The following is a 23,619-nucleotide window of genomic DNA, read 5'->3' on the forward strand; positions in this document are numbered from 1 at the left end:
CGGCGGGACTATTACGACCAGATGTACATGATCTGGCTGAACATTTAGCTCCAGAACCTCACAATCCTTTATTCCGCAGAGAATGTAGATTGTCCTGTAAAGTTCCTTGCCCAACTTATCTTTCAGGATCCTGAAACGGTACTTAGGCGTCCAGACTATGTGGTATTTACAACGCCAATATACATGTGATGAACTCCTGTAAAGCCCCATGTCGGTTTGTCTCCTTTTACTTGTGGTGAGTAAGCAGAGATATTCCGGCATGGGCATTCTTCAGGCTATAGCCTTACAGGATCAATCACCACCTCCCCAGGAGGTGGTTTAGGGGTGACAATAAAAATGCCGGGTCAGCAGGCTGCCCGGCATTGTTTGACGACAATCTCCCCGGCGCACCGGGGAAGTCTCAGAGTTATTAACGCTTATAGATAAATTCGACGCCTTCTTCGTCGTCTTCATCCCAGTCGTCATCCCACTCTTCGTCATCTTCTGCTTCCGCTTCCTCGAGCTGCTGGCGATGATAATCATCCCACATGAACTCGACTTTCTCAGGCTGTTTCTCTTCCTCCGCCTGCGTCAGCGGGTTTTCGATGATAAATGTCATCACATCCCAGCAGAGATCTTTAACCCCTTGCTGGCTGGCTGCAGAGATCAGATAGTACTTATCTTCCCAGCCCAGCGCCTGCGCGATGGCTTTGGCTTTCTCTTCCGCCGCAGCTTTATCCATCAGATCAATTTTGTTGAACACCAGCCAGCGTGGTTTATCAGCCAGTTTTTCGCTGTATTTTTCCAGTTCGCCAACGATGATGCGTGCATTTTCGACCGGATCAGAGCCATCAACAGGCTCAATATCGATCAGATGCAACAACACGCGGCAACGTTCCAGATGTTTCAGGAAGCGAATACCGAGGCCTGCACCATCAGCAGCCCCTTCAATCAGTCCAGGGATATCTGCAACCACAAAGCTTTTTTCGTTGTCCATACGTACAACGCCAAGGCTTGGCACCAGGGTGGTAAACGGATAATCCGCCACTTTCGGTTTTGCTGCGGAGACGGCACGGATAAAGGTCGATTTCCCGGCGTTCGGCATCCCGAGCATACCGACATCAGCCAGCAACATCAGTTCCAGTTGCAAATCACGCTTGTCACCCGGCGTACCCATCGTTTTCTGACGCGGGGTACGGTTTACCGAGGATTTGAAACGGGTATTCCCCAGACCGTGCCAGCCACCTTTTGCCACCATCAGACGCTGACCGTGTTTCGTCATATCGCCCATGGTTTCGCCGGTGCCCTGATCGATCACACGCGTACCAATCGGCACTTTAACGGTGATATCTTTACCCCGTTTTCCCGTGCAATCACGGCTCTGACCATTCTGACCACGCTCAGCGCGAAATGATTTTTCAAAGCGGTAGTCGATCAGAGTATTCAGGTTTTCGTCGGCCTCCAGCCAGACGTCGCCGCCGTCGCCGCCGTCGCCGCCGTCAGGACCGCCTTTCGGGATATATTTCTCGCGGCGGAAGCTTACACAGCCGTTACCGCCATCGCCCGCTACGACCAGGATCGTCGCTTCATCAACAAACTTCATTTTACTCTCCGTAACTCATTCGCCTGAGCGGGGCACAGTGGCGACCACTTCGCGATTGCGCCAGCGTCCTAAAAGACGATGGCCAATAGCAGAAAACATCGCGCCCGCAACCACGACAAACGCACCGAGATAACCGATCAGGTTTAACATCGGTCTGGCGAAAACATCGGGCCAGGCCATTGATAACAAATCCGAAAACAACAATGTAAATAGCGGCGTCAGCGTAATCAACGCGCTAACCTGTGCCGCCTGCCAACGGGCCATGGCTTCCGCCAGCGCGCCGTAGCCTACCAGCGTGTTCAGTCCACAAAAAATCAGACAGGCCAGTTGCCAATTGCTTAACTGCAATAATACTCCCGGCTTAGCCAGCGGCAACAATGCAATCGTACACAAAGTGTACAGCAAAAAAAGGATCTGCTGGGAAGCCAGGCGACGCAATAATACTTTTTGCGCCACGCCGTAACTGACCCATACTGTTGCTGCGCCAACACCGAAAATAACGCCCCAGGTGTAGTCCGTCAGCCGGGTAAAAATCTCCACCAGACTGGTGTTAAAAAACAGTACCAGACCACAAATAAGCATCAGGGCGCCAATCACCTGGGTGCTACGCATCTTCTCTTTAAGAATAAAGACGCTGGCAACCATCATGCCCACAGGGGACAGTTGACCAATCACCTGCGACGCCGTAGGGCTAACATATTGCAGGGAAGAACTGAACAATATGAAGTTCCCAAACAGTCCCCCCGTGGCAATGGCAAGCAGGATTAACCAGCGCGGCGTGCGAAAAATACGCATTGGCGGAAGTTTTCTTTTGCAGGCCAGGATCAGGCCGAGGCCAACGGCTGCCATCAAAAAGCGATAAAACACCACGGTCGGTGGCTCCATCACTTCCAGCACCTGTTTCATCGCAATAGGTAACGCCCCCCAGCACATGGCCGTAATGAGCGCCAGGACGATACCGATGCCTGCCTGCTGTTTCATGCCCTATTTCCTGCCAGAAATTTGCCGGACTTCTAATGTAAAAAGCCCCGCAACGTGTTGCGGGGCTTTCTTCCGTTACCGGGACTCGAAAAACTTATTCAGCAACGATGCTGATGAATTTACGATTTTTCGGGCCTTTAACTTCGAACTTAACTTTACCGTCAGTCAAAGCGAACAGAGTGTGGTCACGGCCGCAACCAACGTTGGTACCTGCGTGGAACTTGGTGCCACGCTGACGAACGATGATGCTACCTGCCAGAACTGCTTCACCGCCAAAGCGTTTAACGCCCAGACGTTTAGCTTCTGAATCGCGACCGTTACGAGTTGAGCCGCCAGCCTTTTTATGTGCCATTTAAATCTCTCCTCAGGTCTTAGGCGCTGATGCCAGTGATTTTCACATCAGTGAACCACTGACGGTGACCTTGCTGCTTACGGTAGTGTTTACGACGACGAAACTTAACGATTTTAACTTTCTCGCCACGACCATGAGCAACAATTTCAGCTTTGATTACGCCGCCATCAACGAAAGGAACGCCGATTTTGACTTCTTCACCGTTTGCGATCATCAGAACTTCTGCGAACTCAACAGTTTCGCCAGTTGCGATGTCCAGCTTTTCCAAGCGAACGGTTTGACCTTCGCTTACTCGGTGTTGTTTACCACCACTTTGGAAAACCGCGTACATATAAAACTCCGCTTCCGCGCACTTCTTCTGAATAATTCAGAGCGCGCTAAAAATATTCACAATAGGGCGCGAATATTACGCAAGTCGCGAGCCTTTGACAAGTACGATCGTCAATACATGCAGAAAAAAAACACAACGTGTAAGGTAACGTTTATCTGGCGCGTTTTTTCAGTACAATCAGCAATACTATTCTAACCCGTAACCCTTCGTTATCCCATTTTGATATGTGGTAAACAGGACTGAAAGCTCGGCTTTTGCGATGAATTTAGAAAAAATCAATGAGTTAACCGCGCAAGACATGGCGGGTGTGAATGCGACGATTTTGCAACAGCTCAACTCGGATGTTCAGCTAATCAACCAGTTGGGTTATTACATTGTCAGCGGGGGCGGCAAACGCATCCGTCCAATGATTGCCGTGCTGGCGGCTCGCGCCGTGGGCTATGAAGGCAATTCGCATGTCACTATCGCTGCGCTAATCGAATTTATTCACACCGCGACGCTATTACATGACGATGTCGTGGACGAGTCCGATATGCGACGCGGCAAAGCCACCGCCAACGCGGCATTCGGTAATGCGGCCAGCGTTTTGGTCGGCGATTTCATCTACACCCGCGCTTTTCAGATGATGACCAGTCTCGGGTCATTGAAAGTGCTGGAGGTAATGTCGGAAGCCGTGAATGTCATTGCCGAAGGGGAAGTCCTGCAGTTGATGAACGTGAACGATCCGAACATCACTGAAGAAAACTATATGCGCGTCATTTACAGCAAAACGGCGCGTCTGTTTGAAGCCGCTGCGCAATGTTCCGGTCTGCTTGCTGGATGTAGCGATGTGCAGGAAAAAGCATTGCAGGATTATGGACGCTACCTTGGTACCGCATTCCAGTTAATCGACGATCTGCTTGATTACAGCGCAGACGGCGAAACACTCGGTAAAAATACGGGGGATGATCTCAATGAAGGCAAGCCAACACTGCCTTTGCTGCATGCCATGCACCACGGCACACCGAAACAATCCCAAATGATCCGCGACGCTATTGAGCAGGGTAATGGTCGCCATCTTCTTGAACCTGTACTGGAAGCGATGGCCGAGTGCGGTTCGTTGGAATGGACACGTCAGCGCGCTGAAGAAGAAGCAGATAAGGCCATCTCCGCTCTGCAAGTGCTGCCAGATTCGCCATGGCGCGATGCTCTGATTGGCCTTGCACATATCGCTGTTCAACGCGATCGCTAATATGCCTGTCCCGCGCTTGTCGCGGGAAGCTCCAACAAGTTCCCATAAAATCAAAAACTCACAAAAAACACTGATTATTCATCCTGGTGTAATCCTAAAACGCACAAACATTACATGAACTTTTTAGAGCAAGTGAGTTTGTATGCGTATAGTAAGCAGTGTGCAGATACTCAAATGCTGGTGTGTTTTACTATCAGGGAGATATTATGGAAACAAAATTCAATGACTGGCACCAGGCCGATATCATTGCGGGGCTGCGTAAAAAGGGAACATCGCTCGCCGCAGAATCACGCAAGCATGGTCTCAGTTCTTCAACACTCGCCAATGCCTTGACCCGTGCATGGCCGAAAGGGGAATGGATTATCGCTCAGGCATTGGATACCGACCCCTGGGTCATCTGGCCATCGCGTTACCATGATCCGATCACGCATGAGTTTATTGACAAAACCAAGTTGATGCGGAAAAAACGAGGCTCAGAGTAAAGGCTATATCAACCAGCAATCCCCCTTGCGCATCTGGCAGGGGGCTGCCTGGCTCGAATTGATGGCCGAAGAAGGGCAGGACTACATCGTTACAGCTCAAAAGCGTCATCACCGACTAAACCACGGATAAACGCTTCGAAATTATCAGCAAGGTGCACGATCCTGTAATCCTGCTCTTGATCAATATGCACAACCGCAGGCTCATCATCTGCTGTCAGGCACTGTCGATAATCAAGAAAAACCATATCATGTCCTGCTGATGGACAGGTGCAAATCGCTACGCCAATATCAGGATAACCCCAGTGTTCGATCCAGAAACGGCTGCCGTAATCACTACCCAACGAATAGCGCTTATTGCCAATCCCCATAATACCCGTGATAGCAATGTGATCTTCTGCCCAACTGGTAAATTCATTGGTTGGGAAATTCTGGTTTCGAGGGATCCCGCCATTGTGTTGCCGCATTAGCCAGACATAAGAGGCAGGCAAGCGATAACCTAATGTCGATTCAATGGCCGCCAACTCATCTTCGCTAAAAGGGTCATTGATATACGCTTCGCGCGCATATTCCCGGTCATCCCAAAAAGCGGTGAAGTCAAAACCGGCAAACGGTGTAGTTCCCATCATCCAGATATCCTTTCAGAAAAATCAGTAAAAAGGGGAGCCGAAGCTCCCCTGTATAAGCATCAAAAAAAGGTTATTCGCCTTTTACGCGCTCAATATTGGCCCCCAGGGCGCTGAGCTTATCTTCAATACGTTCGTAACCACGATCGATATGATAGATACGATCGACAAGGGTGGTTCCTTCTGCAATACACCCCGCCAGCACGAGGCTTGCGGATGCGCGCAGATCGGTTGCCATCACCTGAGCGCCGGAGAGTTTTTCCACGCCGTGGCAGATAGCCGTATTGCTTTCGATTTCTGCGTGCGCACCCATACGGATCAGCTCCGGAATGTGCATAAACCGGTTTTCAAAGATGGTTTCAGTGATCACGCCGGTCCCTTCCGCCACCAGGTTCAGCAAGGTGAACTGTGCCTGCATATCCGTCGGGAATCCCGGGTGCGGAGCCGTACGTACATTGACCGCTTTCGGGCGTTTACCGTGCATATCCAGGCTGATCCAATCTTCGCCAACTTCAATATCCGCGCCCGCATCACGCAGCTTCGCCAGCACTGCATCAAGCGTATCCGGCTGTGCATTGCGGCAAACGATTTTCCCGCCAGAGATTGCCGCAGCCACCAGGAAGGTACCGGTTTCGATACGATCCGGCAGAACACGGTAAACCCCGCCCCCCAGACGTTTCACACCTTCAATGGTGATACGATCGGTTCCCATACCGGTAATTTTCGCACCAAGGGTATTGAGGAAATTCGCCGTATCAACAATTTCTGGCTCACGCGCAGCGTTCTCAATAATGGTTGTGCCTTCAGCCAGCGTGGCTGCCGACATAATGGTCACCGTTGCGCCAACACTCACTTTATCCATCACGATATGCGCGCCTTTCAGACGGCCATTGACGGAGGCTTTAACGTAGCCCTCTTCTAAAGTGATTTCGGCGCCCAGTTGCTCCAGACCGGAGATGTGCAAATCAACCGGGCGTGCACCGATCGCACAACCGCCCGGCAAAGAAACCTGCCCTTGACCAAAACGCGCCACCAGCGGGCCAAGCGCCCAAATCGACGCGCGCATGGTTTTCACCAGATCGTAAGGCGCACAGAACACATTCACTTCGCTGGCATCGATCCATACGGATCCGTTACGCTCCACCTTCGTGCCCAACTGACTGAGCAACTTCATGGTGGTATCAATATCTTTCAGTTTCGGGACGTTACGAATTTCAACCGGCTCTTCCGCCAGTAATGCAGCAAAAAGGATCGGCAGCGCAGCGTTTTTTGCGCCTGAAATTGTCACTTCGCCCTCGAGACGCGTCGGCCCCTGTACACGAAACTTATCCATTCATCTGATCTCTGTTTAGAATTCACACGCGCGGGGAAAATGCTCCCGACGCTCAAAAACCGTTAAGTTTGCGATCCCGCGCCCACTCAGCAGGCGTGAACGCTTTGATCGACAGGGCATGAATACGGTTATCCGCGATATATTCCATCAGCGGACCGTAAATGGTCTGCTGCTTTTTGACCCGACTCATGCCGTCAAAAATTTCACCCACAGCAATAACCTGAAAGTGACTGCCATCGCCAGTGACGTGGGCTTCCTGGAGAGAAAGTGCGTTCATCAGCACTGTCTGAATTTCATGATTTTCCATGGGCGTAAATATCATCTAAAAGTGAAAACAGTCACACATCTTAGAGGAAAGTGGCGCTGGCTTAAACAAGCAAAAAGCCCCATCGCAATAAAGGATGGGGCTTCAGGTAGTAACGCATTGAAAAAATTAGCGAGACAATACATCCTGGGGCAAATTATAGAGTGCCGCCAGCGTGACAACATTCTCGCTCACGCCATCAAGCATCACGCTCACGCCCTGCTTTTTCCCCTGCTCGACAAGATGAACCAGCAATGCGACGCCCGCTGTGTCCACGCGCGTCACGCCTTGCAAGTCGATACAGGTGACCCCCTTCATTGCTTCAATTCGGGCGTCCCAGAGCGGATTTAACACATCCTGATCCAGCTCGCCTTGCAATGCCAGACGTTCGCCGTCACGCGACCAACTCAGCCGCTGCGTCATTATTTCTTCTCGTCCAGCGTAATTTTCTGGCGGGAAATGGACTGTAGTTGCGCGGTCAGACCATCGATGCCTTTAGTACGCAGCAAGTCGCTCCATTCATTCTGCTTGGTGGTGATCATGCTCACCCCCTCTGCGATCATGTCGTAAGCCTGCCAGTTTCCGGTTTGTGTGTTTTTACGCCACTGGAAATCAAGACGCACCGGCGGACGCCCGTTCGGATCGATAATCGTGACGCGGATGGGCACAATTGTGGCATCGCCCAGTGGTTGTTCCGGCGCAATCTCATAAGTCTGGCCATGATACAACGCCAGCGCCTGACCGTAAGCCTGTTTCAGGTATTCACGAAATGCCGCAAAATAGGCATCACGCTGTGCAGGTGTGGCGTCCTTATAGTAACGCCCCAGCACCAACGCACCGGCGTATTTCACCTGCACATAGGGCAGCAGTTCCTGATCCACCACATCACGCAAGTGGTCCGGGTTTGCGCGGATCTGCGGCTGTTCGTTTTTAAGGCGATCAAATGTTTTCTGCGCCGCAGCTTTCATCGCGGCATAAGGGTTACTTTGATCGGCCGCTACGGCCGCGCCCAACGGTGCAACCACCAGCAGAGCAACCATCAATAGACGTTTAAACATACGTCGCATCTCCTCGTTAATTCGCCTGACCAGCAGACGGTGCGGCTTGATTATTCCCTTCGCTATGCGCCGCCGCATCGCCTGAATTCTTATTGTCACTGCCTTTACTGCTGTAAAGGAATTGTCCTATCAGATCCTCCAGCACCATTGCGGATTTCGTATCCTGGATAGTACTGCCCTCTTTAAGCATAGAAGTCCCCAGTTCAGGATCATCAAAGCCGACATTCAGTGCCAGATATTGCTCACCCAGCAAGCCTGACGTCCGGATCGCCAGTGAACTGGTATCGGGGATTTGGTTGTAACGTTCTTCTATATCCAGCGCGACGCGCGGCAGATACGTTTTGGGATCAAGAGAGATATCAGCAACGCGGCCAATCACCACCCCGCCAATACGGACTGGCGAACGCACTTTAAGGCCGCCAATATTGTCGAATGTCGCGTATACGCGGTAAGTCGGTTCTGTACGCATTGAGGCGACATCTGCCGCTTTCAGGCAAATAAAGAGTGCGGCCAGCAGCGCCAGCAACAGAAAAACACCTACCCAAATTTCACTTTTTTTCGTTTGCATGAACTCAATTCCCAAACATCAATGCGGTGAGCACAAAATCAAGGCCCAGTACGGCCAACGATGAGTGCACAACGGTGCGTGTTGTCGCGCGGCTGATCCCGGCCGACGTTGGAATCGCGTCGTAACCGTTAAACAGCGCAATCCATGTCACAGTGATGGCAAACACCACGCTTTTAACCAGACAGTTGACTAAATCCATCCGCCATTCGACGGCGTTTTGCATCGCGGTCCAGAAAAAGCCGGTATCAATACCTTTCCAGTTAACGCCAACCAGAGAACCGCCCCAAATCCCGACGGCAACAAAGATTATCGTCAACAGCGGCAGTGAGATCACGCCCGCCCAAAAGCGCGGAGAGATGACACGCCGCAACGGATCGACCGCCATCATCTCCAGACTGGAAAGCTGTTCCGTCGCGCGCATCAAACCGATTTCGGCTGTTAATGCTGATCCGGCTCGCCCGGCAAACAACAATGCAGCGACAACCGGCCCCAGTTCGCGCAGCAGCGACAGCGCCACCAGCATGCCAAGGCTCGTCTCCGCACTGTAAGTTGTCAGCACCAGGTATCCCTGCAAACCAAGCACCATACCGATAAAGACGCCAGAAACAATAATAATGAGCATCGACAGCACGCCCACGTTATAGAGCTGGCGCACCAGCAATGGCGCATGCTTGCGAAATTCCGGCTTACCGACCACCGCGTTGAACAGCATTAAACCAGCCCGCCCGAACGTCGCGATGGTTTTAATCCCGCGATGCCCTAGCGACGCCAGTGCATTTAACAGCATGAGTGCTTAACTCCCTGTTTTTAATAAATCGAGACGATAATCGCCTGCAGGATAACGGAACGGAACCGGCCCGTCGGCGATACCATCAAGGAACTGACGCACCCGGGGATCGCTGTTTTCCTGCAGACCTTGCGCGCTACCGTGGGCGATGATTTTCCTCTCCGCCACGATGTAGGCGTAATCCGCAATACTCAGCACTTCCGGTACATCGTGAGAAACAACGATACATGTGACGCCTAACGCACTGTTGAGTTCAGAAATCAATTTCACCAGCACACCCATGGTGATTGGATCCTGCCCCACAAAAGGCTCATCAAACATGATCAGATCCGGTTCCAGCGCAATTGAGCGGGCAAGCGCGGCTCGACGCGCCATACCGCCAGAAAGCTCTGACGGCATTAGCCAGGCCGCACCACGTAACCCGACGGCTTCCAACTTCATCATAACGGTGGTATGCAACAGCGCTTCGGGCAAATCCGTATGTTCGCGAAGGGGGTAAGCGACGTTGTCGAAAACGTTCATGTCGGTAAACAACGCGCCAGACTGAAACAGCATGCTCATTCTTTTACGCACGGTGAACAGACGCGAACGGGTCATCCCCGGCACGTTTTCGCCATCAAACAAGATTTCGCCGCTATCCGGAGGGATCTGCCCACCGATAAGGCGTAACAATGTTGTTTTGCCGATACCGGACGGCCCCATAATGGCGGTGATTTTGCCGCGTGGCACCGTCAGTGAAATATTGTCGAAGATAGGGTGACTGCCACGGGAGAAGCTGACGCCACGAACATCGACCAAATTCGCCATATTCTGGCTCATTGACTCTTCCTTATAAGCCTTATCGGGTATAAGCATGACGCTGGATAACATCACGAACCCAACATTTTTACAGAATATTACCTGCTGGGGTTAGCGAAAGCTGGCATTTGTTTTACTTTTGAGCCGCATAAAGTCAAAATTAGGAATCATTACGCTACGCGGAACACCCGGTCTCTTCCGGCATGGCAGCCTGCGAACCGGCGGATTATACCTGAAGAAAGGACGTTAGATGCTCTTAGCGACAGCGCTATTGATAATTGGTTTGCTTTTGGTGGTCTACAGCGCCGATCGTCTGGTTTTTGCTGCCTCTATTCTCTGCCGGACACTCGGCGTACCTCCACTGATTATTGGTATGACCGTGGTCAGCATTGGCACCTCGTTGCCGGAGATCATTACCGCTGTCGCAGCCTCACTGCATGGCCAGTTGGATCTGGCGATTGGTACAGCCATCGGTTCTAACATCACCAATATTTTGCTGATCCTGGGTGTTGCCGCCCTGCTCCACCCTTTTACCGTGCATTCCGATATCCTGCGTCGCGAATTGCCGTTCACCCTTGTCGCCAGCCTGCTGGCGGGCCTCGTGCTGTATGATGGTCAGATCACACGCGTTGACGGCATTATTTTACTGTTATTAGCCGTGCTATGGCTGGTGTTCATTGTTAAAATTGCCCGCCTTGCCGAACGACAAGGCAACGACAGCCTGACCCGGGAACAGTTGGCTGAACTGCCGCGTGAAGGAAGTCTCTCGGTGGCATGTCTGTGGCTTGGGGTGGCGTTGATCATCATGCCGATGGCAACCCGCATGGTGGTGGATAACGCAACTGTCGTGGCGAATTATTTCGCGATTAGCGAGCTAACCATTGGCCTGACGGTCATTGCAATCGGCACCGGCCTCCCTGAATTGGCGACCGCGATTGCAGGCGCGCGCAAAGGCGAAGACGATATCGCCATTGGCAATATTATTGGTTCAAACATTTTTAACATTGCCATCGTACTGGGCTTACCGGCGATGATTGCACCGGGCGCCTTTAACCCGATGGCTTTTACACGTGATTACGGTGTGATGTTGCTGGTCAGCGCCATTTTTGCTCTCATTTGCTGGAAGCATAAGCAAATCACCCGGGGCATTGGCGCGCTATTGCTGAGCGGGTTTATCGTATGGCTGGCGCTGCTTTACTGGCTGTCGCCGCTTTTAACAGGATAATCGGATACGCATTATGTCGCAGATAGATTTGCAGCCGGGTTTTGACTTTCAACAGGCAGGAAAAGAGGTCCTGGAGATTGAACGTGAAGGCCTCGCTGAACTGGATCAGTACATCAATGAGGACTTTGCACAAGCGTGCGAAAAGATGTTCTATTGCGCGGGCAAAGTGGTGGTTATGGGCATGGGCAAATCCGGGCATATTGGCCGGAAAATGGCCGCCACGTTTGCCAGTACCGGCACCTCTTCATTCTTTGTGCACCCCGGCGAAGCCGCCCACGGCGATTTGGGGATGGTTAGCCCGCAAGATATCGTAATAGCGCTGTCTAATTCCGGCGAATCCAATGAGATCCTCGCCCTGATCCCGGTGTTGAAACGGTTAAAAGTGTCGTTGATCTGCATGACCAGCCGACCAGAAAGCAGTATGGCGCGCGCGGCAGATATTCATCTCTGCGTGAAAGTGCCGAAAGAGGCCTGCCCGCTCGGCCTGGCCCCCACCTCCAGTACCACAGCGGCGCTGGTCATGGGCGACGCATTAGCCGTGGCGCTACTGAAAGCCCGTGGTTTCACCGCAGAAGATTTCGCCCTGTCGCACCCAGGTGGCGCACTGGGCCGTAAACTGCTGCTGCGGGTTAACGATATTATGCACACGGGTGATGAGATCCCACACGTCAGCAAAAAGGCCAGTCTGCGCGATGCCCTGTTGGAGATTACGCGCAAAAATTTAGGCATGACGGTTATCTGCGATGACCTGATGAAGATCGAAGGGATCTTCACCGATGGCGACTTGCGTCGCGTGTTCGATATGGGTAGCGATGTCCGCAATATGGGCATCGCGGAAGTCATGACGCCTGGCGGCATTCGCGTGCGTCCGAATACGCTGGCCGTCGACGCGCTTAACCTGATGCAATCCCGGCATATCACTTCCGTCATGGTTGCCGATGGCGACCAGTTGCTGGGTGTGTTACATATGCATGATCTGCTGCGCGCAGGCGTAGTGTAAAGAAGGACTGAAGAATGAGTAATGCTGGCGCATCGCTTGCCACCTGCTATGGGCCGGTAAGCGCGCAAGTCATGGCAAAAGCCGGGAAGATCCGTCTGTTAATCCTGGATGTCGATGGTGTGTTATCCGATGGGCTCATTTATATGGGCAACAACGGAGAAGAGTTAAAAGCGTTCAACGTTCGTGATGGGTATGGGATCCGCAGCGCGCTCACGTCTGGCATTGAGATTGCTATCATTACCGGGCGAAAAGCTAAACTGGTGGAAGATCGTTGTGAAACACTGGGTATCACGCATCTGTATCAGGGACAGTCTGATAAACTTTTGGCTTACAGAGAATTACTGGCGAAACTGGATCTGGCTGCGGATCAGGTTGCTTATGTCGGCGATGATTTGATCGACTGGCCCGTGATGGCGGAAATTGGTTTAAGCGTTGCCGTCGCGGATGCACACCCGTTACTGATTCCGCGTGCAGATTATGTCACCCGTATCAACGGAGGACGCGGCGCGGTTCGTGAAGTCTGCGATTTATTGTTGCTGGCTCAGGGCAAGCTGGACGAGGCCAAAGGGCAATCAATATGAGTAAAACCAGACGTTGGGTGATCATTCTGCTGTCGCTGGCCGCCCTGGTGCTGATTGGCATCAACCTGACCACTCAGGATGCACCGGAACAGGTGACGACCAGCAGCACGGATCCAACTTATAAGAGCCAGCATACGGACTCCCTGGTTTACAGCCCGGAAGGAGCGCTGAACTATCGCCTGGTGGCGCAAAATGTTGAATATTTTTCCGCCGACGGCGTGAGCTGGTTCGCCCAACCGCTGCTGACGACCTTTGATAAAGACAAAATTCCGACCTGGTCAATTAAGGCGGATAAAGCGAAGCTGACCGATGACAGAATGCTTTATCTTTATGGACATGTTGAGGTTAATGCCCTGACAGCGGATGCCCAATTACGAAAAATCACCACGGATAACGCCCAGATCAATCTGGTAACGCAGGATGTTACCTCCGATGATCAGGTCACGTTGTACGGTACAACATTTAATTCCACCGGCCTGAAAATGCGCGGCAATTTACGCAGCAAAAACGCCGAGCTGATTGAAAAGGTTAGAAGCTTCTATGAAATCCAAAACAAACAAACTCAGCCTTAATCTTATCCTGGCCAGTACACTTTTAGCCGCTGCGCTTCCGGCGCTTGCCGTAACCGGTGATACTGAACAGCCCATTCACATCGATTCAGACCAGCAATCGTTAGATATGCAGGGCAATATTGTGACCTTCACAGGCAACGTGGTGGTTACGCAAGGCACTATCAAAATTAATGCCGACAAAGTCGTCGTTACACGTCCTGGCGGTGAGCAAGGAAAAGAGATCATCGACGGTTACGGTAATCCGGCCACCTTCTATCAAATGCAGGACAACGGCAAACCGGTGAAAGGCCACGCATCGCAGATGCATTACGAACTGGCGAACGATTTCGTTGTGCTGACCGGCAACGCCTACCTTGAACAGTTGGATAGCAATATCAAGGGCGACAAAATCACCTACCTGGTGAAAGAGCAGAAAATGCAGGCATTCAGCGACAAAGGTAAACGCGTGACCACCGTGCTGGTGCCATCGCAGTTGCAGGATAAGAGCAACAGCAAAACCCCGGCTCCGGCGCAAAAAAAGAGTAACTAATTCGTTATGGCAACATTAACTGCAAAGAATCTCGCCAAAGCCTATAAAGGCCGCCGCGTTGTTGAAGACGTCAGTCTGACGGTAAACTCTGGCGAAATCGTCGGCCTTCTCGGTCCTAACGGTGCAGGGAAAACCACCACATTCTACATGGTGGTAGGCATTGTGCCGCGCGATGCAGGCAACATCATTATTGATGAGGAAGATATCAGTCTGCTGCCGCTGCATGCGCGCGCGCGTCGTGGCATTGGCTATTTACCGCAGGAAGCCTCTATTTTTCGCCGCCTGAGCGTGTACGACAACCTGATGGCAGTATTGCAAATTCGTGATGACCTGACGGCTGAACAGCGTGATGATCGTGCCAAAGAGTTGATGGAAGAGTTCCATATTGAGCATCTGCGAGACAGCATGGGGCAGGCGTTGTCCGGTGGTGAACGTCGTCGTGTGGAAATTGCCCGCGCGCTGGCGGCTAACCCGAAATTTATTCTGCTGGATGAACCGTTTGCGGGCGTTGACCCCATTTCGGTCATTGATATTAAACGTATCATCGAACACCTGCGCGACAGCGGCCTGGGCGTGCTGATTACCGACCATAATGTCCGCGAAACATTGGCAGTGTGCGAACGCGCTTACATCGTCAGCCAGGGGCATTTAATTGCTCACGGGACACCGCAGCAAATCCTTGAAGACGAACACGTTAAGCGCGTATATCTTGGGGAAGACTTCAGACTCTGATAGGGTAGAGATTATTGACGTTTTTTGTCGGAGAGTGCTGCTCTGAATATGAAGCAAGGTTTGCAACTAAGGCTTAGCCAACAGCTAGCCATGACGCCACAACTGCAGCAGGCAATTCGTTTGTTGCAGTTGTCCACGTTGGAACTTCAGCAGGAACTTCAGCAGGCGCTGGAGAGTAATCCATTGCTGGAGCAAACCGATCTTCACGAAGAAGTGGATGCCCAACAAAACCAGGATAATGAAGGCCTGGATACCGTCGACGCGCTTGAACAAAAAGAGATGCCCGACGAACTGCCGCTGGATGCAAGCTGGGACGAGATCTACACCGCAGGAACCCCCTCCGGCAGCAGCAATGATTACCTTGATGATGAACTGCCCATTTATCAAGGTGAAACCACCCAGTCGCTGCAGGACTACCTGATGTGGCAGGTAGAACTGACGCCGTTCTCCGACACCGATCGCGCAATTGCAACATCCATTGTGGATGCTGTTGACGATACGGGCTATCTGACTGTATCGCTCGAAGATATCCTCGAAAGCATGGGCAATGAAGAGGTGGGTCTTGACGAAGTCGAAGCCGTACTTAAACGCATACAGCGTTTCGATCCGGTTGGCGTAGCTGCGCGGGATCTGCGCGACTGCTTGCTGATCCAGCTTTCGCAGTTTTCGAAAGAGACACCGTGGTGTGAAGAAGCACGATTGATCATTAGCGATCACCTTGATCTGCTGGCTAACCATGACTTCCGTACGCTAATGCGTATGACGCGTCTGAAAGAGGACGTGCTGAAAGAAGCGGTTAACCTGATTCAATCGCTGGATCCGCGCCCTGGCCAGTCTATCCAGACCGGTGAACCGGAATACGTGATCCCGGACGTGCTCGTGCGTAAGCACAACGGCCGTTGGACTGTGGAGCTGAACTCCGACAGTATTCCGCGCTTACAAATCAACCAGCACTACGCTTCCATGTGCGCCGGAGCACGTAACGATGCCGACAGCCAGTTTATCCGCAGCAATTTGCAGGATGCGAAATGGCTGATCAAAAGTCTGGAAAGCCGTAATGATACCCTGCTCCGGGTTAGCCGCTGCATTGTTGAGCAGCAGCAAGCCTTCTTTGAGCAGGGTGAAGAGTTTATGAAACCGATGGTCCTGGCGGATATCGCACAGGCCGTCGAAATGCACGAGTCCACCATTTCACGTGTGACGACCCAGAAGTACCTGCACAGTCCGCGCGGCATTTTTGAACTTAAATATTTCTTCTCCAGCCATGTAAGCACCGAAGGCGGCGGCGAAGCCTCGTCTACGGCTATTCGCGCGCTGGTGAAGAAGTTAATCGCCGCAGAAAACCCTGCGAAACCACTGAGCGACAGTAAGCTGACGACACTGCTTTCCGATCAAGGAATTATGGTGGCGCGGCGAACCGTTGCGAAGTATCGAGAATCTTTATCCATTCCGCCGTCAAACCAGCGCAAACAACTGGTTTGACCAAAACCGATAAGGAAGACACTATGCAGCTTAACATCACAGGACAGAACGTCGAGATCACTGATGCTCTCCGCGACTTTGTAAATAGCAAATTCGCCAAGCTTGAACAGTATTTCGACAGGATTAATCAGGTCTATATTGTGTTGAAAGTGGAGAAAGTGACTCACACTTCGGATGCAACGCTCCATGTTAATGGAGGGGAGCTTCATGCCAGTGCGGAAGGGCAGGATATGTATGCTGCAATCGACGGTTTAATTGATAAACTGGCGCGGCAACTAACGAAACATAAAGATAAACTGAAACAACACTAATTGTCCGGGCGTCAGCCTGGTGCGTCGCACCCTACCGCAACCCGGTAGGGTGTCTGCACTGGCGTCGCTTAGGTGAAATTATGATGAATAACGATTCCGCTCTTCAACTGAGCAATGTCCTTAACCAGGAATGCACCCGTAGCGGCGTTCACTGTCAGAGTAAAAAACGTGCTCTGGAAATCATCAGTGAACTGGCGGCAAAACAGTTAGGCCTGCCGCCGCAGGTCGTCTTCGAGGCCATCCTTACCCGTGAAAAAATGGGCAGTACCGGTATTGGTAACGGTATCGCCATTCCACACGGTAAGCTCGAAGAAGACACGCTTCGCGCCGTCGGCGTTTTTGTCCAACTCGAAACGCCCATTGCTTTCGACGCTATCGATAATCAGCCCGTCGATCTGCTGTTTGCATTATTGGTGCCGGCAGATCAAACCAAAACGCACTTGCATACGCTCTCGCTGGTCGCTAAGCGCCTGGCGGATAAAACAATTTGTCGGCGCCTGCGCAGCGCGCAAAGTGATGAAGATCTGTATCAGATCATCACGCAGACAGAAGGCGAAGGTGATGATGCGTAACGGAAAGGCCGCTTTTTTATCAGTCGTCCTGAGGAGAAATGGTTCATGGTCCTGATGATCGTCAGTGGTCGTTCGGGTTCAGGCAAATCAGTGGCGCTACGCGCCCTGGAAGACATGGGTTTTTATTGTGTCGATAACCTGCCGGTCGTGTTATTGCCGGATTTGGCGCGCACGCTTGCCGACCGTCAGACTTCCGCAGCCGTCAGTATTGATGTGCGCAATATGCCGGAATCCCCGGAAATCTTTGAGCAGGCGATGAGCAGCCTGCCGGACGCCTTCTCTCCTCAATTACTGTTTCTGGATGCCGATCGCAACACCCTGATCCGTCGTTACAGCGACACCCGTCGTCTGCACCCGCTTTCCAGTAAAAATCTGTCGTTGGAAAGCGCCATCGACGAAGAAAGTAACCTGTTGGAGCCGCTGCGTTCCCGCGCGGATCTGATCGTCGATACCTCTGAGATGTCGGTGCATGAGCTGGCAGAAATGCTACGCACGCGCCTGTTGGGTAAACGTGAGCGTGAACTGACGATGGTGTTTGAATCGTTCGGCTTTAAACATGGCATCCCTATTGATGCAGACTATGTGTTTGACGTGCGTTTTCTGCCTAACCCACATTGGGATCCCAAACTGCGCCCGATGACCGGTCTCGACAAACCTGTCGCCGCGTTTCTTGATCGTCATACCGAAGTCCACAACTTTATCTACCAGACACGCAGCTACCTTGAGTTGTGGCTGCCGATGCTGGAAACCAATAACCGCAGCTACCTGACCGTGGCTATCGGTTGTACCGGTGGTAAACACCGCTCTGTGTATGTCGCCGAACAGCTCGCGGATTATTTCCGTTCGCGCGGTAAAAACGTTCAATCCCGTCACCGTACGCTGGAAAAACGCAAAACATGACCGTAAAACAAACTGTTGAAATCACCAATAAGCTGGGCATGCACGCGCGCCCGGCGATGAAACTGTTTGAACTGGTGCAGGGCTTCGATGCAGAAGTACTGCTGCGAAATGATGAAGGCACCGAGGCGGAAGCCAGCAGCGTTATTGCCTTGCTGATGCTGGACTCCGCGAAAGGGCGGCAGATAGAAATTGTGGCAAACGGTCCCCAGGAAGTTGAAGCCCTGGCGGCAGTGATTGCCCTGTTTAATGCGGGCTTTGACGAAGACTAGTCAATACAGCTTGTTACGCTGCAAGAATTCCTCGCCCCCTAACTGGCGCATCTGACGCATGATCCATGCCTGTCGGCTACGAACATAACCTGACGGCGCGCCTGCATTAAAGCGAATGGGATTGGGTAACACCGCGGCCAGCAGCGCCGCTTCAGACATCGACAACCGACTGGCGGGTTTATGGAAATAGCGCTGAGCCGCCTCTTCTACGCCAAAAATTCCCTCGCCAAATTCGGCGATATTCAGATAAACAGTGAGGATCCGACGTTTGCTCCAGACGGTTTCCATGCCTAGCGTCAGCCCCGCTTCCAGTCCTTTACGCACCCAGCTCTTTCCATCCCAGAGCAGTAGGTTTTTTACCGTTTGCTGAGAAATCGTCGATGCGCCGCGGATGCGATTTTCATGGCGCTCATTGTGGGAAAGCGCTTTTTGGATCGCCGGAAGATCCAGCCCCCAGTGTTCGGGGAAACGCTGATCTTCTGCCGCGATCACCGCCAGCGCCATCGACGGAGAAATGTCATCCATACTGACCCAGTCAGAATGCGCCACGTAACCGAAGTCGCCGGTTAACCACGCACCCAGCTGGCGCTCCACCATCACCGCAGAGAATGGCACGGGCAGGAAACTGAACAGCACAATGCTGCCGCCCCAGAAGATAGCCAGCATCAGTAAAAACCGCAGGAGAAGTCGCTTAAGGATAGTTTTCAGCGGGCCGCGAAACACCGTCTTCATTCGGTCAGCACCAGCACCCGCGCCACCAGTTTTTCGATACCTGTCGCCGCCTGTGCGATATCTTCCGCCAGCATATATGCAGGCGTGGTCACCACTTTGTTCTCTTCATCGACAACAATATCGTCCACCGGGCAGGGAACGTGTTCCGCCCCCATCTCTTCCAGCACCTCAGCGGTATCGATATCTGTTCCAATGGTTAGACGTAGCGGAAAATCGAAAATCTTCGGCAGCATCGCAGGGGCAATACACATAAAACCCAGCGGTTTCCCCGCCTTGTGCATCTCAAGCACCAGTTGTTTTAACGTACTATCGACCACGCATTCGCTGCCCTGGCTGGCAAAATTACTCAGATTTTTGGCCGCGCCAAAACCGCCCGGAACAATCAGCGCATCCAGATCGTTTGCTGATGCCTGTGCCAGATTTTGGATCGCGCCACGCGCAATACGGGCGGACTCAATCAGTACATTACGGCTACCAGCCAGCGCTTCACCAGTAAGGTGATTGATAACGTCGCTCTGGCTTTTATCAGGCGCAAAACAGACAGCCTGTGCACCACTGCGTGCGATAGCCAGCAGGGTTATGACAGCCTCATGAATTTCTGATCCATCATAAACACCTGCGCCGCTGAGAATAACGCCCACTTTTTTCATTTTGCTCATCCCTTATGCAACGTACTGTCGATAATTAAAAATTTTGATAAGAGCGCCGTGCTTCACACATTTCACTGATTGATGTAACAAATCATTTAAGATTTGCTATCTTATGTGCGTGCAGTCGAATTTTTTCTGACTACGCCCTTGCAAAAAAATCTAAAAATTACGGCGCAGCCACGGTTTCCCTGGTGTTGGCGCAGTATTCGCGCACCCCGGTTAATCCGGGGTCATTTTTTTCCAGCGTCTGCAACCCAGGCTTTCAATACCGCAACGTCGTTGCGCCACTCTTGTTTCATCTCTTCTACCCAGTCTCCGACATTGTCTGACCAGGCCGGAAGATCCGGCGACTGGATCTGCTGACCCAACTGCTGCAAATGGCGTAACCCAACAGAGCCTGCCGCGCCTTTGATTTTGTGCCCTTCATCGACGATCCCTTTTTGATCGCGCGCAGTCAGATTCGACTCCAGTACACTCAGGTAACCCGGCATCATTTTCTCGAACACCGCCAGCCCGTCAGTGATCAGCTTCGGCCCGACCAGCTCGATGTATTGCTCAAGCATGGCGATATCAAGCAATGTTTGCGCTTTACTGTTATCCGTGGTCGTCACTTGCTCCTCCTCGTCATTACCGGCATCCCAGAACTTTTTAATCATGGCAGTTAATGCCGGGACCGCCAGCGGTTTGCTTAGCACATCATCCATACCCGCATCGAGATATTCCCGTTTGTCTTTCAGCACGTTGGCAGTTAACGCCACCAATGGAGGGAGATCTTCGCGGGGATAACGGCTGGTCAGCGCCCGGGAAATATCCAGACCGGTCATATCCGGCAACTGGATATCCAGCAGCACCAGGTCATATTCACCCGGCGTGAACATCTCCAGCGCAGCCGTCCCCGTCATCGCCACGTCTACGCTGCTGCCCAGTTTTTCCAGCACAGAACGTGCAACAATCACGTTCAGCTCAATGTCCTCCACCAACAGCACATGTAGCGCTGGAAGCGGCATGTCATCCTCGTCAAACGCGTCTTCGACTTCTTCCGCCACCGCCGGAGCATGGATGGTCAGGGTAAAGACGGAACCGGCTCCCGGCTCACTGCTGACGGTAATATCGCCCCCCATATTTTTTGCCAACCTGCGTGATACGGCCAGACCGATACCGGTCCCGGTTGCCGGTTTTCCGCCATGGCTATCTTTGACCTGATAGTACATGGCGAAAATTTTATCCTGCTCTTCACGGGGAATACCGATACCGGAATCCTGCACCTCAAAGTGCAACATCTCGCCTTCGTCATAGCGCACACGCACCACAACCTGGCCTTCGCGGGTAAACTTGACGGCGTTACTGATAAGATTCCACAGGATCTGCCGCAGGCGCGTACCATCAGCGATAACCTGATGCGGCAATGGCAGCGTCGGCTCAAGCACAAAACGCAGCCCTTTCTGATGCGCCTGCAAACCGGAGAGGTTTTCCAGATCCGCCAGGAAACTGGTGAAGTCGAGAGGCTGGTTATCCAGTTGCACCTTACGGCGCTCCATCTTATCCATGTCGATAATATCGTTAAATATATTCCCCAGCGTGACCGCAGAGACATGGATAGTTTTCAGGTATTTTTCTTGCTCTTCTGTCAATTCGGTATCGAGCAAAATGCGGCTCAGCCCGACAATCCCGTTAAGCGGTGTACGCAGCTCGTGGCTGATCGTTGAGATAAAGGTTGTCTTATCCCGGCTGGCGCGCTCCAGCGCATCCTGATAGCGCTTACGCTCGGTAATATCGCGGCCAAAGCCCATCAGCCCGTGGCGTTTACCGACACGGTCGTAATAGGGCACTTTGCGGATTTCGAAACAGGCTTTACGCCCGTCAGGATAGTCAAGCCACTGCTCATAGGTCAGTGACACGTTATGGCGGAAGACTTTCTCATCGGTCTCGATCACTTTTTCCGCTGCTTCCGGCGAGTAAACGTCCTGCGGCTTCAGATTGATCAACTGCTTTTCGCTTTTTCCCGTAAGCAGCTCCATCGCCCGGTTACAGCCAGAAAACTCTTTGTCTTCATTGCGGTAAAACACCAAATCCGGGGAGGCATCAAGGAAAGAGCGCAGGAAAGAAGATTGCTGTTCGAGCTGGATCTGCGTTTGTTCGCGCTCCTGCATCTCTATTTTGAGTTGCTCAAACGTGGACTGCCGTTCAGCCTCCGCCTTTTCGCGATCGCTGATTTCCTGATTGAGCTGCGTAATATTGTCTTTCAGTTGCACATTGAGCTGGAGATCACGCTCACGCATCTCTTCCAGCTTATCCACCAGGCGAGACAAGCGCTGGCGCGACTCTTCAAGCTGCTCCACCACCACCGACAGGAAATAGACCGCCCAGGGCGTAATCAACAGACCAAAGAAAATGGAGCGGATAACGTCAATGCTTTCCACCTCCCCTTGCAACACCATGGTAACGGCCATCTGCACCACAATCGCAGTCACTACCAGGGCCAGCGCCAGCAGGAGGGAAAAACGCACCAGACCCAGTTTCATCATCAGGTCTACATAATATTGCGCCAGTAAACGGATTTGCTTCATAGAGATTTCCTCGAACAAGTCCGCTCAATAATACCCAATTCTGAGCAAAGGGTTGAAGCGAGTGCGAAAAATGCGGTGGTAATTCGCGATCCGATGAAAAAATACGAAAGAAGCAGAGCGTGTTACGCGGGAGACTGCCAACAGCGACCTAATGCAGAGCCTTGCGCACCGTGGGCGGTCAGATAACGATCGAGCTCCACCATACCCGTCCAACGGTTTTCGCACCATAGCGGCGCCAGCAACGTCGGGCGACGCGCGCTGGCAGAAACGCGGTGATAAATCACCTCTGGTGGCGTGTGGCGGATCATTTCACCGGCAATCACGGTGTACTCCTCAAGCCCAATGCCATTAAGACGACCGGCTTCCCATGCTTTCGCCATAATGCTGCCTTTCACAATATGCAGCGGATGAAGCTTAATACCGTCGACGCCGGTCTCGACAACGCGTTCAATGGTTTGCAGACAGTCCGGCTGACGTTCGCCAGGCAATCCCACAATCAGATGGGTACACACTTTCAGGCCGCGTTCACGAGCCAGTTGCGTGGTTTTCTGATAACAGGCGAAATCGTGGCCGCGGTTAATGCGGTGCAGTGTTTTATCGTGCGCGGTTTGCAGACCCAGTTCCAGCCAGACTTCATAACCCTGGTAGTGATATTCGCACAGCAGATCCAGCACCGCGTCCGGAACGCAGTCCGGGCGAGTGCCGACGCACAACCCGACAATGCTCGCCTGGCTGACAGCCTGCTGGTACATCGAGCGCAGCACCTGCACTTCAGCCCAGGTGCTGGTATAGGCCTGGAAATACGCAAGATAGCGCCTGGCACGATTAACAAGCATGGCCTGATGGGCCAGTTGTTCGGCAATGGAGCGATGCTGCTGCGCCTCGTCAGCAAAGGAAGCCACATTACAAAAAGTGCATCCCCCACGACCAATCGTGCCATCGCGGTTAGGGCAACTAAAACCGCCATGCAGCGTCAGTTTGTGAACTTTTTGCCCATAACGGCGAGCAAGATCCCCACCAAACATATTGACTAATTTCTGTAACTGCATAATCTGGAAGGCCGCCCT

The 23,619-nt window shown here is 52.3% G+C and carries 30 protein-coding genes; 13 read left to right on the plus strand and 17 right to left on the minus strand.

All coding sequences use genetic code 11. The features are described 5' to 3' along the window. The 5 genes from tnpA to rplU all read right to left on the minus strand — a co-directional run. The coding region (tnpA, locus tag GA0061071_RS21600) for an IS200/IS605 family transposase (protein ID WP_139109690.1) at window positions 1-210 on the minus strand (210 nt) is incomplete at its 3' end. Between the two features lie 199 nt (window positions 211-409). Continuing rightward, on the minus strand, window positions 410-1,582 hold the full coding sequence (gene cgtA, locus GA0061071_RS21605; RefSeq protein ID WP_061493010.1) for an Obg family GTPase CgtA: 1,173 nt from the start codon (window positions 1,580-1,582) through the stop codon (window positions 410-412). A gap of 15 nt (window positions 1,583-1,597) precedes the next feature. After that, window positions 1,598-2,563 carry a DMT family transporter gene (locus GA0061071_RS21610; protein WP_088236596.1) on the minus strand — a complete coding sequence of 322 codons (966 nt, stop codon included), beginning with the start codon at window positions 2,561-2,563 and terminating at the stop codon, window positions 1,598-1,600. 94 nt (window positions 2,564-2,657) lie between these two features. Beyond that, window positions 2,658-2,915, minus strand: coding sequence for a 50S ribosomal protein L27 (rpmA, locus tag GA0061071_RS21615; protein WP_002434222.1), 258 nt, complete (start codon window positions 2,913-2,915; stop codon window positions 2,658-2,660). A gap of 19 nt (window positions 2,916-2,934) precedes the next feature. Continuing rightward, complete coding sequence (rplU, locus tag GA0061071_RS21620) at window positions 2,935-3,246, minus strand: 50S ribosomal protein L21 (protein WP_061493008.1); 312 nt, start codon at window positions 3,244-3,246, stop codon at window positions 2,935-2,937. A 259-nt stretch (window positions 3,247-3,505) separates the two neighbouring features. Between rplU and ispB the strand changes: the two genes are divergently transcribed. Both ispB and sfsB read left to right on the plus strand, forming a co-directional pair. Then, window positions 3,506-4,477, plus strand: coding sequence for an octaprenyl diphosphate synthase (gene ispB, locus GA0061071_RS21625; protein WP_061493007.1), 972 nt, complete (start codon window positions 3,506-3,508; stop codon window positions 4,475-4,477). A 206-nt stretch (window positions 4,478-4,683) separates the two neighbouring features. Continuing rightward, on the plus strand, window positions 4,684-4,959 hold the full coding sequence (gene sfsB / locus GA0061071_RS21630) for a DNA-binding transcriptional regulator SfsB (protein ID WP_061493006.1): 276 nt from the start codon (window positions 4,684-4,686) through the stop codon (window positions 4,957-4,959). Between the two features lie 89 nt (window positions 4,960-5,048). Here sfsB and GA0061071_RS21635 read toward each other — a convergent pair whose 3' ends face one another. The 8 genes from GA0061071_RS21635 to mlaF form a co-directional block, all read right to left on the minus strand. Then, window positions 5,049-5,585, minus strand: a complete 537-nt coding sequence (locus GA0061071_RS21635; protein WP_209446750.1) for an SMI1/KNR4 family protein — start codon at window positions 5,583-5,585, stop codon at window positions 5,049-5,051. A 70-nt stretch (window positions 5,586-5,655) separates the two neighbouring features. After that, window positions 5,656-6,915, minus strand: coding sequence for a UDP-N-acetylglucosamine 1-carboxyvinyltransferase (gene murA / locus GA0061071_RS21640; protein WP_061493005.1), 1,260 nt, complete (start codon window positions 6,913-6,915; stop codon window positions 5,656-5,658). Between the two features lie 52 nt (window positions 6,916-6,967). After that, a complete protein-coding gene (gene ibaG, locus GA0061071_RS21645) occupies window positions 6,968-7,222 on the minus strand; it encodes a BolA family iron metabolism protein IbaG (RefSeq protein ID WP_088236597.1) in 255 nt (84 codons plus the stop codon). Window positions 7,223-7,348: 126 nt separating this feature from the next. Next, on the minus strand, window positions 7,349-7,642 hold the full coding sequence (gene mlaB / locus GA0061071_RS21650) for a lipid asymmetry maintenance protein MlaB (protein WP_061493003.1): 294 nt from the start codon (window positions 7,640-7,642) through the stop codon (window positions 7,349-7,351). Next, window positions 7,642-8,277, minus strand: coding sequence for a phospholipid-binding protein MlaC (mlaC, locus tag GA0061071_RS21655; protein ID WP_061493002.1), 636 nt, complete (start codon window positions 8,275-8,277; stop codon window positions 7,642-7,644). Before mlaC ends, mlaB begins: the two co-directional genes overlap by 1 nt. 16 nt (window positions 8,278-8,293) lie before the next feature. Continuing rightward, window positions 8,294-8,845: an outer membrane lipid asymmetry maintenance protein MlaD gene (gene mlaD, locus GA0061071_RS21660; RefSeq protein ID WP_061493001.1), complete on the minus strand. Its 552-nt coding sequence runs from the start codon at window positions 8,843-8,845 to the stop codon at window positions 8,294-8,296. Between the two features lie 4 nt (window positions 8,846-8,849). Continuing rightward, window positions 8,850-9,632: a lipid asymmetry maintenance ABC transporter permease subunit MlaE gene (gene mlaE / locus GA0061071_RS21665; protein ID WP_061493000.1), complete on the minus strand. Its 783-nt coding sequence runs from the start codon at window positions 9,630-9,632 to the stop codon at window positions 8,850-8,852. 6 nt (window positions 9,633-9,638) lie between these two features. Then, entirely contained in the window at window positions 9,639-10,451 is an 813-nt protein-coding gene (mlaF, locus tag GA0061071_RS21670; protein WP_061492999.1) for a phospholipid ABC transporter ATP-binding protein MlaF, read from the minus strand. A 229-nt stretch (window positions 10,452-10,680) separates the two neighbouring features. Here mlaF and GA0061071_RS21675 point away from each other — a divergent pair, with 229 nt between their 5' ends. The 11 genes from GA0061071_RS21675 (at window position 10,681) to npr (ending at window position 18,603) form a co-directional block, all read left to right on the plus strand. Continuing rightward, entirely contained in the window at window positions 10,681-11,655 is a 975-nt protein-coding gene (locus tag GA0061071_RS21675) for a calcium/sodium antiporter (protein ID WP_061492998.1), read from the plus strand. A gap of 13 nt (window positions 11,656-11,668) precedes the next feature. Further along, a complete protein-coding gene (kdsD, locus tag GA0061071_RS21680; RefSeq protein WP_061492997.1) occupies window positions 11,669-12,655 on the plus strand; it encodes an arabinose-5-phosphate isomerase KdsD in 987 nt (328 codons plus the stop codon). Between the two features lie 14 nt (window positions 12,656-12,669). Next, entirely contained in the window at window positions 12,670-13,236 is a 567-nt protein-coding gene (kdsC, locus tag GA0061071_RS21685; RefSeq protein WP_061492996.1) for a 3-deoxy-manno-octulosonate-8-phosphatase KdsC, read from the plus strand. Beyond that, entirely contained in the window at window positions 13,233-13,808 is a 576-nt protein-coding gene (gene lptC / locus GA0061071_RS21690) for an LPS export ABC transporter periplasmic protein LptC (RefSeq protein ID WP_061492995.1), read from the plus strand. Before kdsC ends, lptC begins: the two co-directional genes overlap by 4 nt. Further along, the gene (lptA, locus tag GA0061071_RS21695; protein ID WP_061492994.1) at window positions 13,777-14,337 is read left to right on the plus strand and encodes a lipopolysaccharide ABC transporter substrate-binding protein LptA; all 561 of its coding nucleotides are present in this window, start codon (window positions 13,777-13,779) and stop codon (window positions 14,335-14,337) included. Before lptC ends, lptA begins: the two co-directional genes overlap by 32 nt. A gap of 6 nt (window positions 14,338-14,343) precedes the next feature. After that, the gene (gene lptB / locus GA0061071_RS21700; protein ID WP_061492993.1) at window positions 14,344-15,069 is read left to right on the plus strand and encodes an LPS export ABC transporter ATP-binding protein; all 726 of its coding nucleotides are present in this window, start codon (window positions 14,344-14,346) and stop codon (window positions 15,067-15,069) included. 48 nt (window positions 15,070-15,117) lie between these two features. Then, window positions 15,118-16,551 (plus strand): RNA polymerase factor sigma-54, encoded by a 1,434-nt coding sequence (rpoN, locus tag GA0061071_RS21705; RefSeq protein WP_061492992.1) that lies wholly within the window; start codon window positions 15,118-15,120, stop codon window positions 16,549-16,551. Between the two features lie 23 nt (window positions 16,552-16,574). Then, a complete protein-coding gene (gene hpf / locus GA0061071_RS21710; RefSeq protein ID WP_061492991.1) occupies window positions 16,575-16,862 on the plus strand; it encodes a ribosome hibernation promoting factor in 288 nt (95 codons plus the stop codon). Between the two features lie 80 nt (window positions 16,863-16,942). Beyond that, on the plus strand, window positions 16,943-17,434 hold the full coding sequence (gene ptsN, locus GA0061071_RS21715) for a PTS IIA-like nitrogen regulatory protein PtsN (protein ID WP_061492990.1): 492 nt from the start codon (window positions 16,943-16,945) through the stop codon (window positions 17,432-17,434). 45 nt (window positions 17,435-17,479) lie between these two features. Then, complete coding sequence (rapZ, locus tag GA0061071_RS21720) at window positions 17,480-18,334, plus strand: RNase adapter RapZ (protein WP_061492989.1); 855 nt, start codon at window positions 17,480-17,482, stop codon at window positions 18,332-18,334. Next, entirely contained in the window at window positions 18,331-18,603 is a 273-nt protein-coding gene (gene npr / locus GA0061071_RS21725; RefSeq protein ID WP_061492988.1) for a PTS phosphocarrier protein NPr, read from the plus strand. The genes rapZ and npr overlap by 4 nt, the downstream gene beginning before the upstream one ends. Here npr and mtgA read toward each other — a convergent pair whose 3' ends face one another. From mtgA to mnmL, 4 genes are all read right to left on the minus strand, one after another. Next, window positions 18,604-19,335, minus strand: a complete 732-nt coding sequence (gene mtgA / locus GA0061071_RS21730) for a monofunctional biosynthetic peptidoglycan transglycosylase (RefSeq protein WP_061492987.1) — start codon at window positions 19,333-19,335, stop codon at window positions 18,604-18,606. Then, window positions 19,332-19,985 (minus strand): isoprenoid biosynthesis glyoxalase ElbB, encoded by a 654-nt coding sequence (gene elbB, locus GA0061071_RS21735; protein ID WP_061492986.1) that lies wholly within the window; start codon window positions 19,983-19,985, stop codon window positions 19,332-19,334. Before elbB ends, mtgA begins: the two co-directional genes overlap by 4 nt. A 230-nt stretch (window positions 19,986-20,215) precedes the next feature. Continuing rightward, window positions 20,216-22,552 (minus strand): aerobic respiration two-component sensor histidine kinase ArcB, encoded by a 2,337-nt coding sequence (gene arcB, locus GA0061071_RS21740; RefSeq protein WP_061492985.1) that lies wholly within the window; start codon window positions 22,550-22,552, stop codon window positions 20,216-20,218. A gap of 122 nt (window positions 22,553-22,674) precedes the next feature. Next, window positions 22,675-23,601: a tRNA modification radical SAM protein MnmL/YtqA gene (mnmL, locus tag GA0061071_RS21745; protein ID WP_088236598.1), complete on the minus strand. Its 927-nt coding sequence runs from the start codon at window positions 23,599-23,601 to the stop codon at window positions 22,675-22,677. Window positions 23,602-23,619 lie beyond the last annotated feature (18 nt).

The sequence above is a fragment of the Kosakonia oryzendophytica genome (assembly GCF_900094925.1).
In the GTDB taxonomy this organism is placed as follows: domain Bacteria; phylum Pseudomonadota; class Gammaproteobacteria; order Enterobacterales; family Enterobacteriaceae; genus Kosakonia; species Kosakonia oryzendophytica.

Bases quoted from the DNA above. Each gene is read 5' to 3' on its own strand.
- GA0061071_RS21675 (WP_061492998.1), top strand. From the start codon at position 10,681: ATGCTCTTAGCGACAGCGCTATTGATAATTGGTTTGCTTTTGGTGGTC.
- hpf (WP_061492991.1), top strand. From the start codon at position 16,575: ATGCAGCTTAACATCACAGGACAGAACGTCGAGATCACTGATGCTCTC.
- ptsN (WP_061492990.1), top strand. From the start codon at position 16,943: ATGATGAATAACGATTCCGCTCTTCAACTGAGCAATGTCCTTAACCAG.
- GA0061071_RS21635 (WP_209446750.1), bottom strand. From the start codon at position 5,585: ATGATGGGAACTACACCGTTTGCCGGTTTTGACTTCACCGCTTTTTGG.
- murA (WP_061493005.1), bottom strand. From the start codon at position 6,915: ATGGATAAGTTTCGTGTACAGGGGCCGACGCGTCTCGAGGGCGAAGTG.
- mlaF (WP_061492999.1), bottom strand. From the start codon at position 10,451: ATGAGCCAGAATATGGCGAATTTGGTCGATGTTCGTGGCGTCAGCTTC.
- rpmA (WP_002434222.1), bottom strand. From the start codon at position 2,915: ATGGCACATAAAAAGGCTGGCGGCTCAACTCGTAACGGTCGCGATTCA.
- lptC (WP_061492995.1), top strand. From the start codon at position 13,233: ATGAGTAAAACCAGACGTTGGGTGATCATTCTGCTGTCGCTGGCCGCC.
- ibaG (WP_088236597.1), bottom strand. From the start codon at position 7,222: ATGGAAAATCATGAAATTCAGACAGTGCTGATGAACGCACTTTCTCTC.
- arcB (WP_061492985.1), bottom strand. From the start codon at position 22,552: ATGAAGCAAATCCGTTTACTGGCGCAATATTATGTAGACCTGATGATG.
- lptB (WP_061492993.1), top strand. From the start codon at position 14,344: ATGGCAACATTAACTGCAAAGAATCTCGCCAAAGCCTATAAAGGCCGC.
- kdsD (WP_061492997.1), top strand. From the start codon at position 11,669: ATGTCGCAGATAGATTTGCAGCCGGGTTTTGACTTTCAACAGGCAGGA.
- npr (WP_061492988.1), top strand. From the start codon at position 18,331: ATGACCGTAAAACAAACTGTTGAAATCACCAATAAGCTGGGCATGCAC.
- GA0061071_RS21610 (WP_088236596.1), bottom strand. From the start codon at position 2,563: ATGAAACAGCAGGCAGGCATCGGTATCGTCCTGGCGCTCATTACGGCC.
- mtgA (WP_061492987.1), bottom strand. From the start codon at position 19,335: ATGAAGACGGTGTTTCGCGGCCCGCTGAAAACTATCCTTAAGCGACTT.
- ispB (WP_061493007.1), top strand. From the start codon at position 3,506: ATGAATTTAGAAAAAATCAATGAGTTAACCGCGCAAGACATGGCGGGT.
- rpoN (WP_061492992.1), top strand. From the start codon at position 15,118: ATGAAGCAAGGTTTGCAACTAAGGCTTAGCCAACAGCTAGCCATGACG.
- mlaB (WP_061493003.1), bottom strand. From the start codon at position 7,642: ATGACGCAGCGGCTGAGTTGGTCGCGTGACGGCGAACGTCTGGCATTG.
- sfsB (WP_061493006.1), top strand. From the start codon at position 4,684: ATGGAAACAAAATTCAATGACTGGCACCAGGCCGATATCATTGCGGGG.
- mnmL (WP_088236598.1), bottom strand. From the start codon at position 23,601: ATGCAGTTACAGAAATTAGTCAATATGTTTGGTGGGGATCTTGCTCGC.
- rplU (WP_061493008.1), bottom strand. From the start codon at position 3,246: ATGTACGCGGTTTTCCAAAGTGGTGGTAAACAACACCGAGTAAGCGAA.
- mlaE (WP_061493000.1), bottom strand. From the start codon at position 9,632: ATGCTGTTAAATGCACTGGCGTCGCTAGGGCATCGCGGGATTAAAACC.
- mlaC (WP_061493002.1), bottom strand. From the start codon at position 8,277: ATGTTTAAACGTCTATTGATGGTTGCTCTGCTGGTGGTTGCACCGTTG.
- mlaD (WP_061493001.1), bottom strand. From the start codon at position 8,845: ATGCAAACGAAAAAAAGTGAAATTTGGGTAGGTGTTTTTCTGTTGCTG.
- cgtA (WP_061493010.1), bottom strand. From the start codon at position 1,582: ATGAAGTTTGTTGATGAAGCGACGATCCTGGTCGTAGCGGGCGATGGC.
- elbB (WP_061492986.1), bottom strand. From the start codon at position 19,985: ATGAAAAAAGTGGGCGTTATTCTCAGCGGCGCAGGTGTTTATGATGGA.
- kdsC (WP_061492996.1), top strand. From the start codon at position 12,670: ATGAGTAATGCTGGCGCATCGCTTGCCACCTGCTATGGGCCGGTAAGC.
- lptA (WP_061492994.1), top strand. From the start codon at position 13,777: ATGAAATCCAAAACAAACAAACTCAGCCTTAATCTTATCCTGGCCAGT.
- rapZ (WP_061492989.1), top strand. From the start codon at position 17,480: ATGGTCCTGATGATCGTCAGTGGTCGTTCGGGTTCAGGCAAATCAGTG.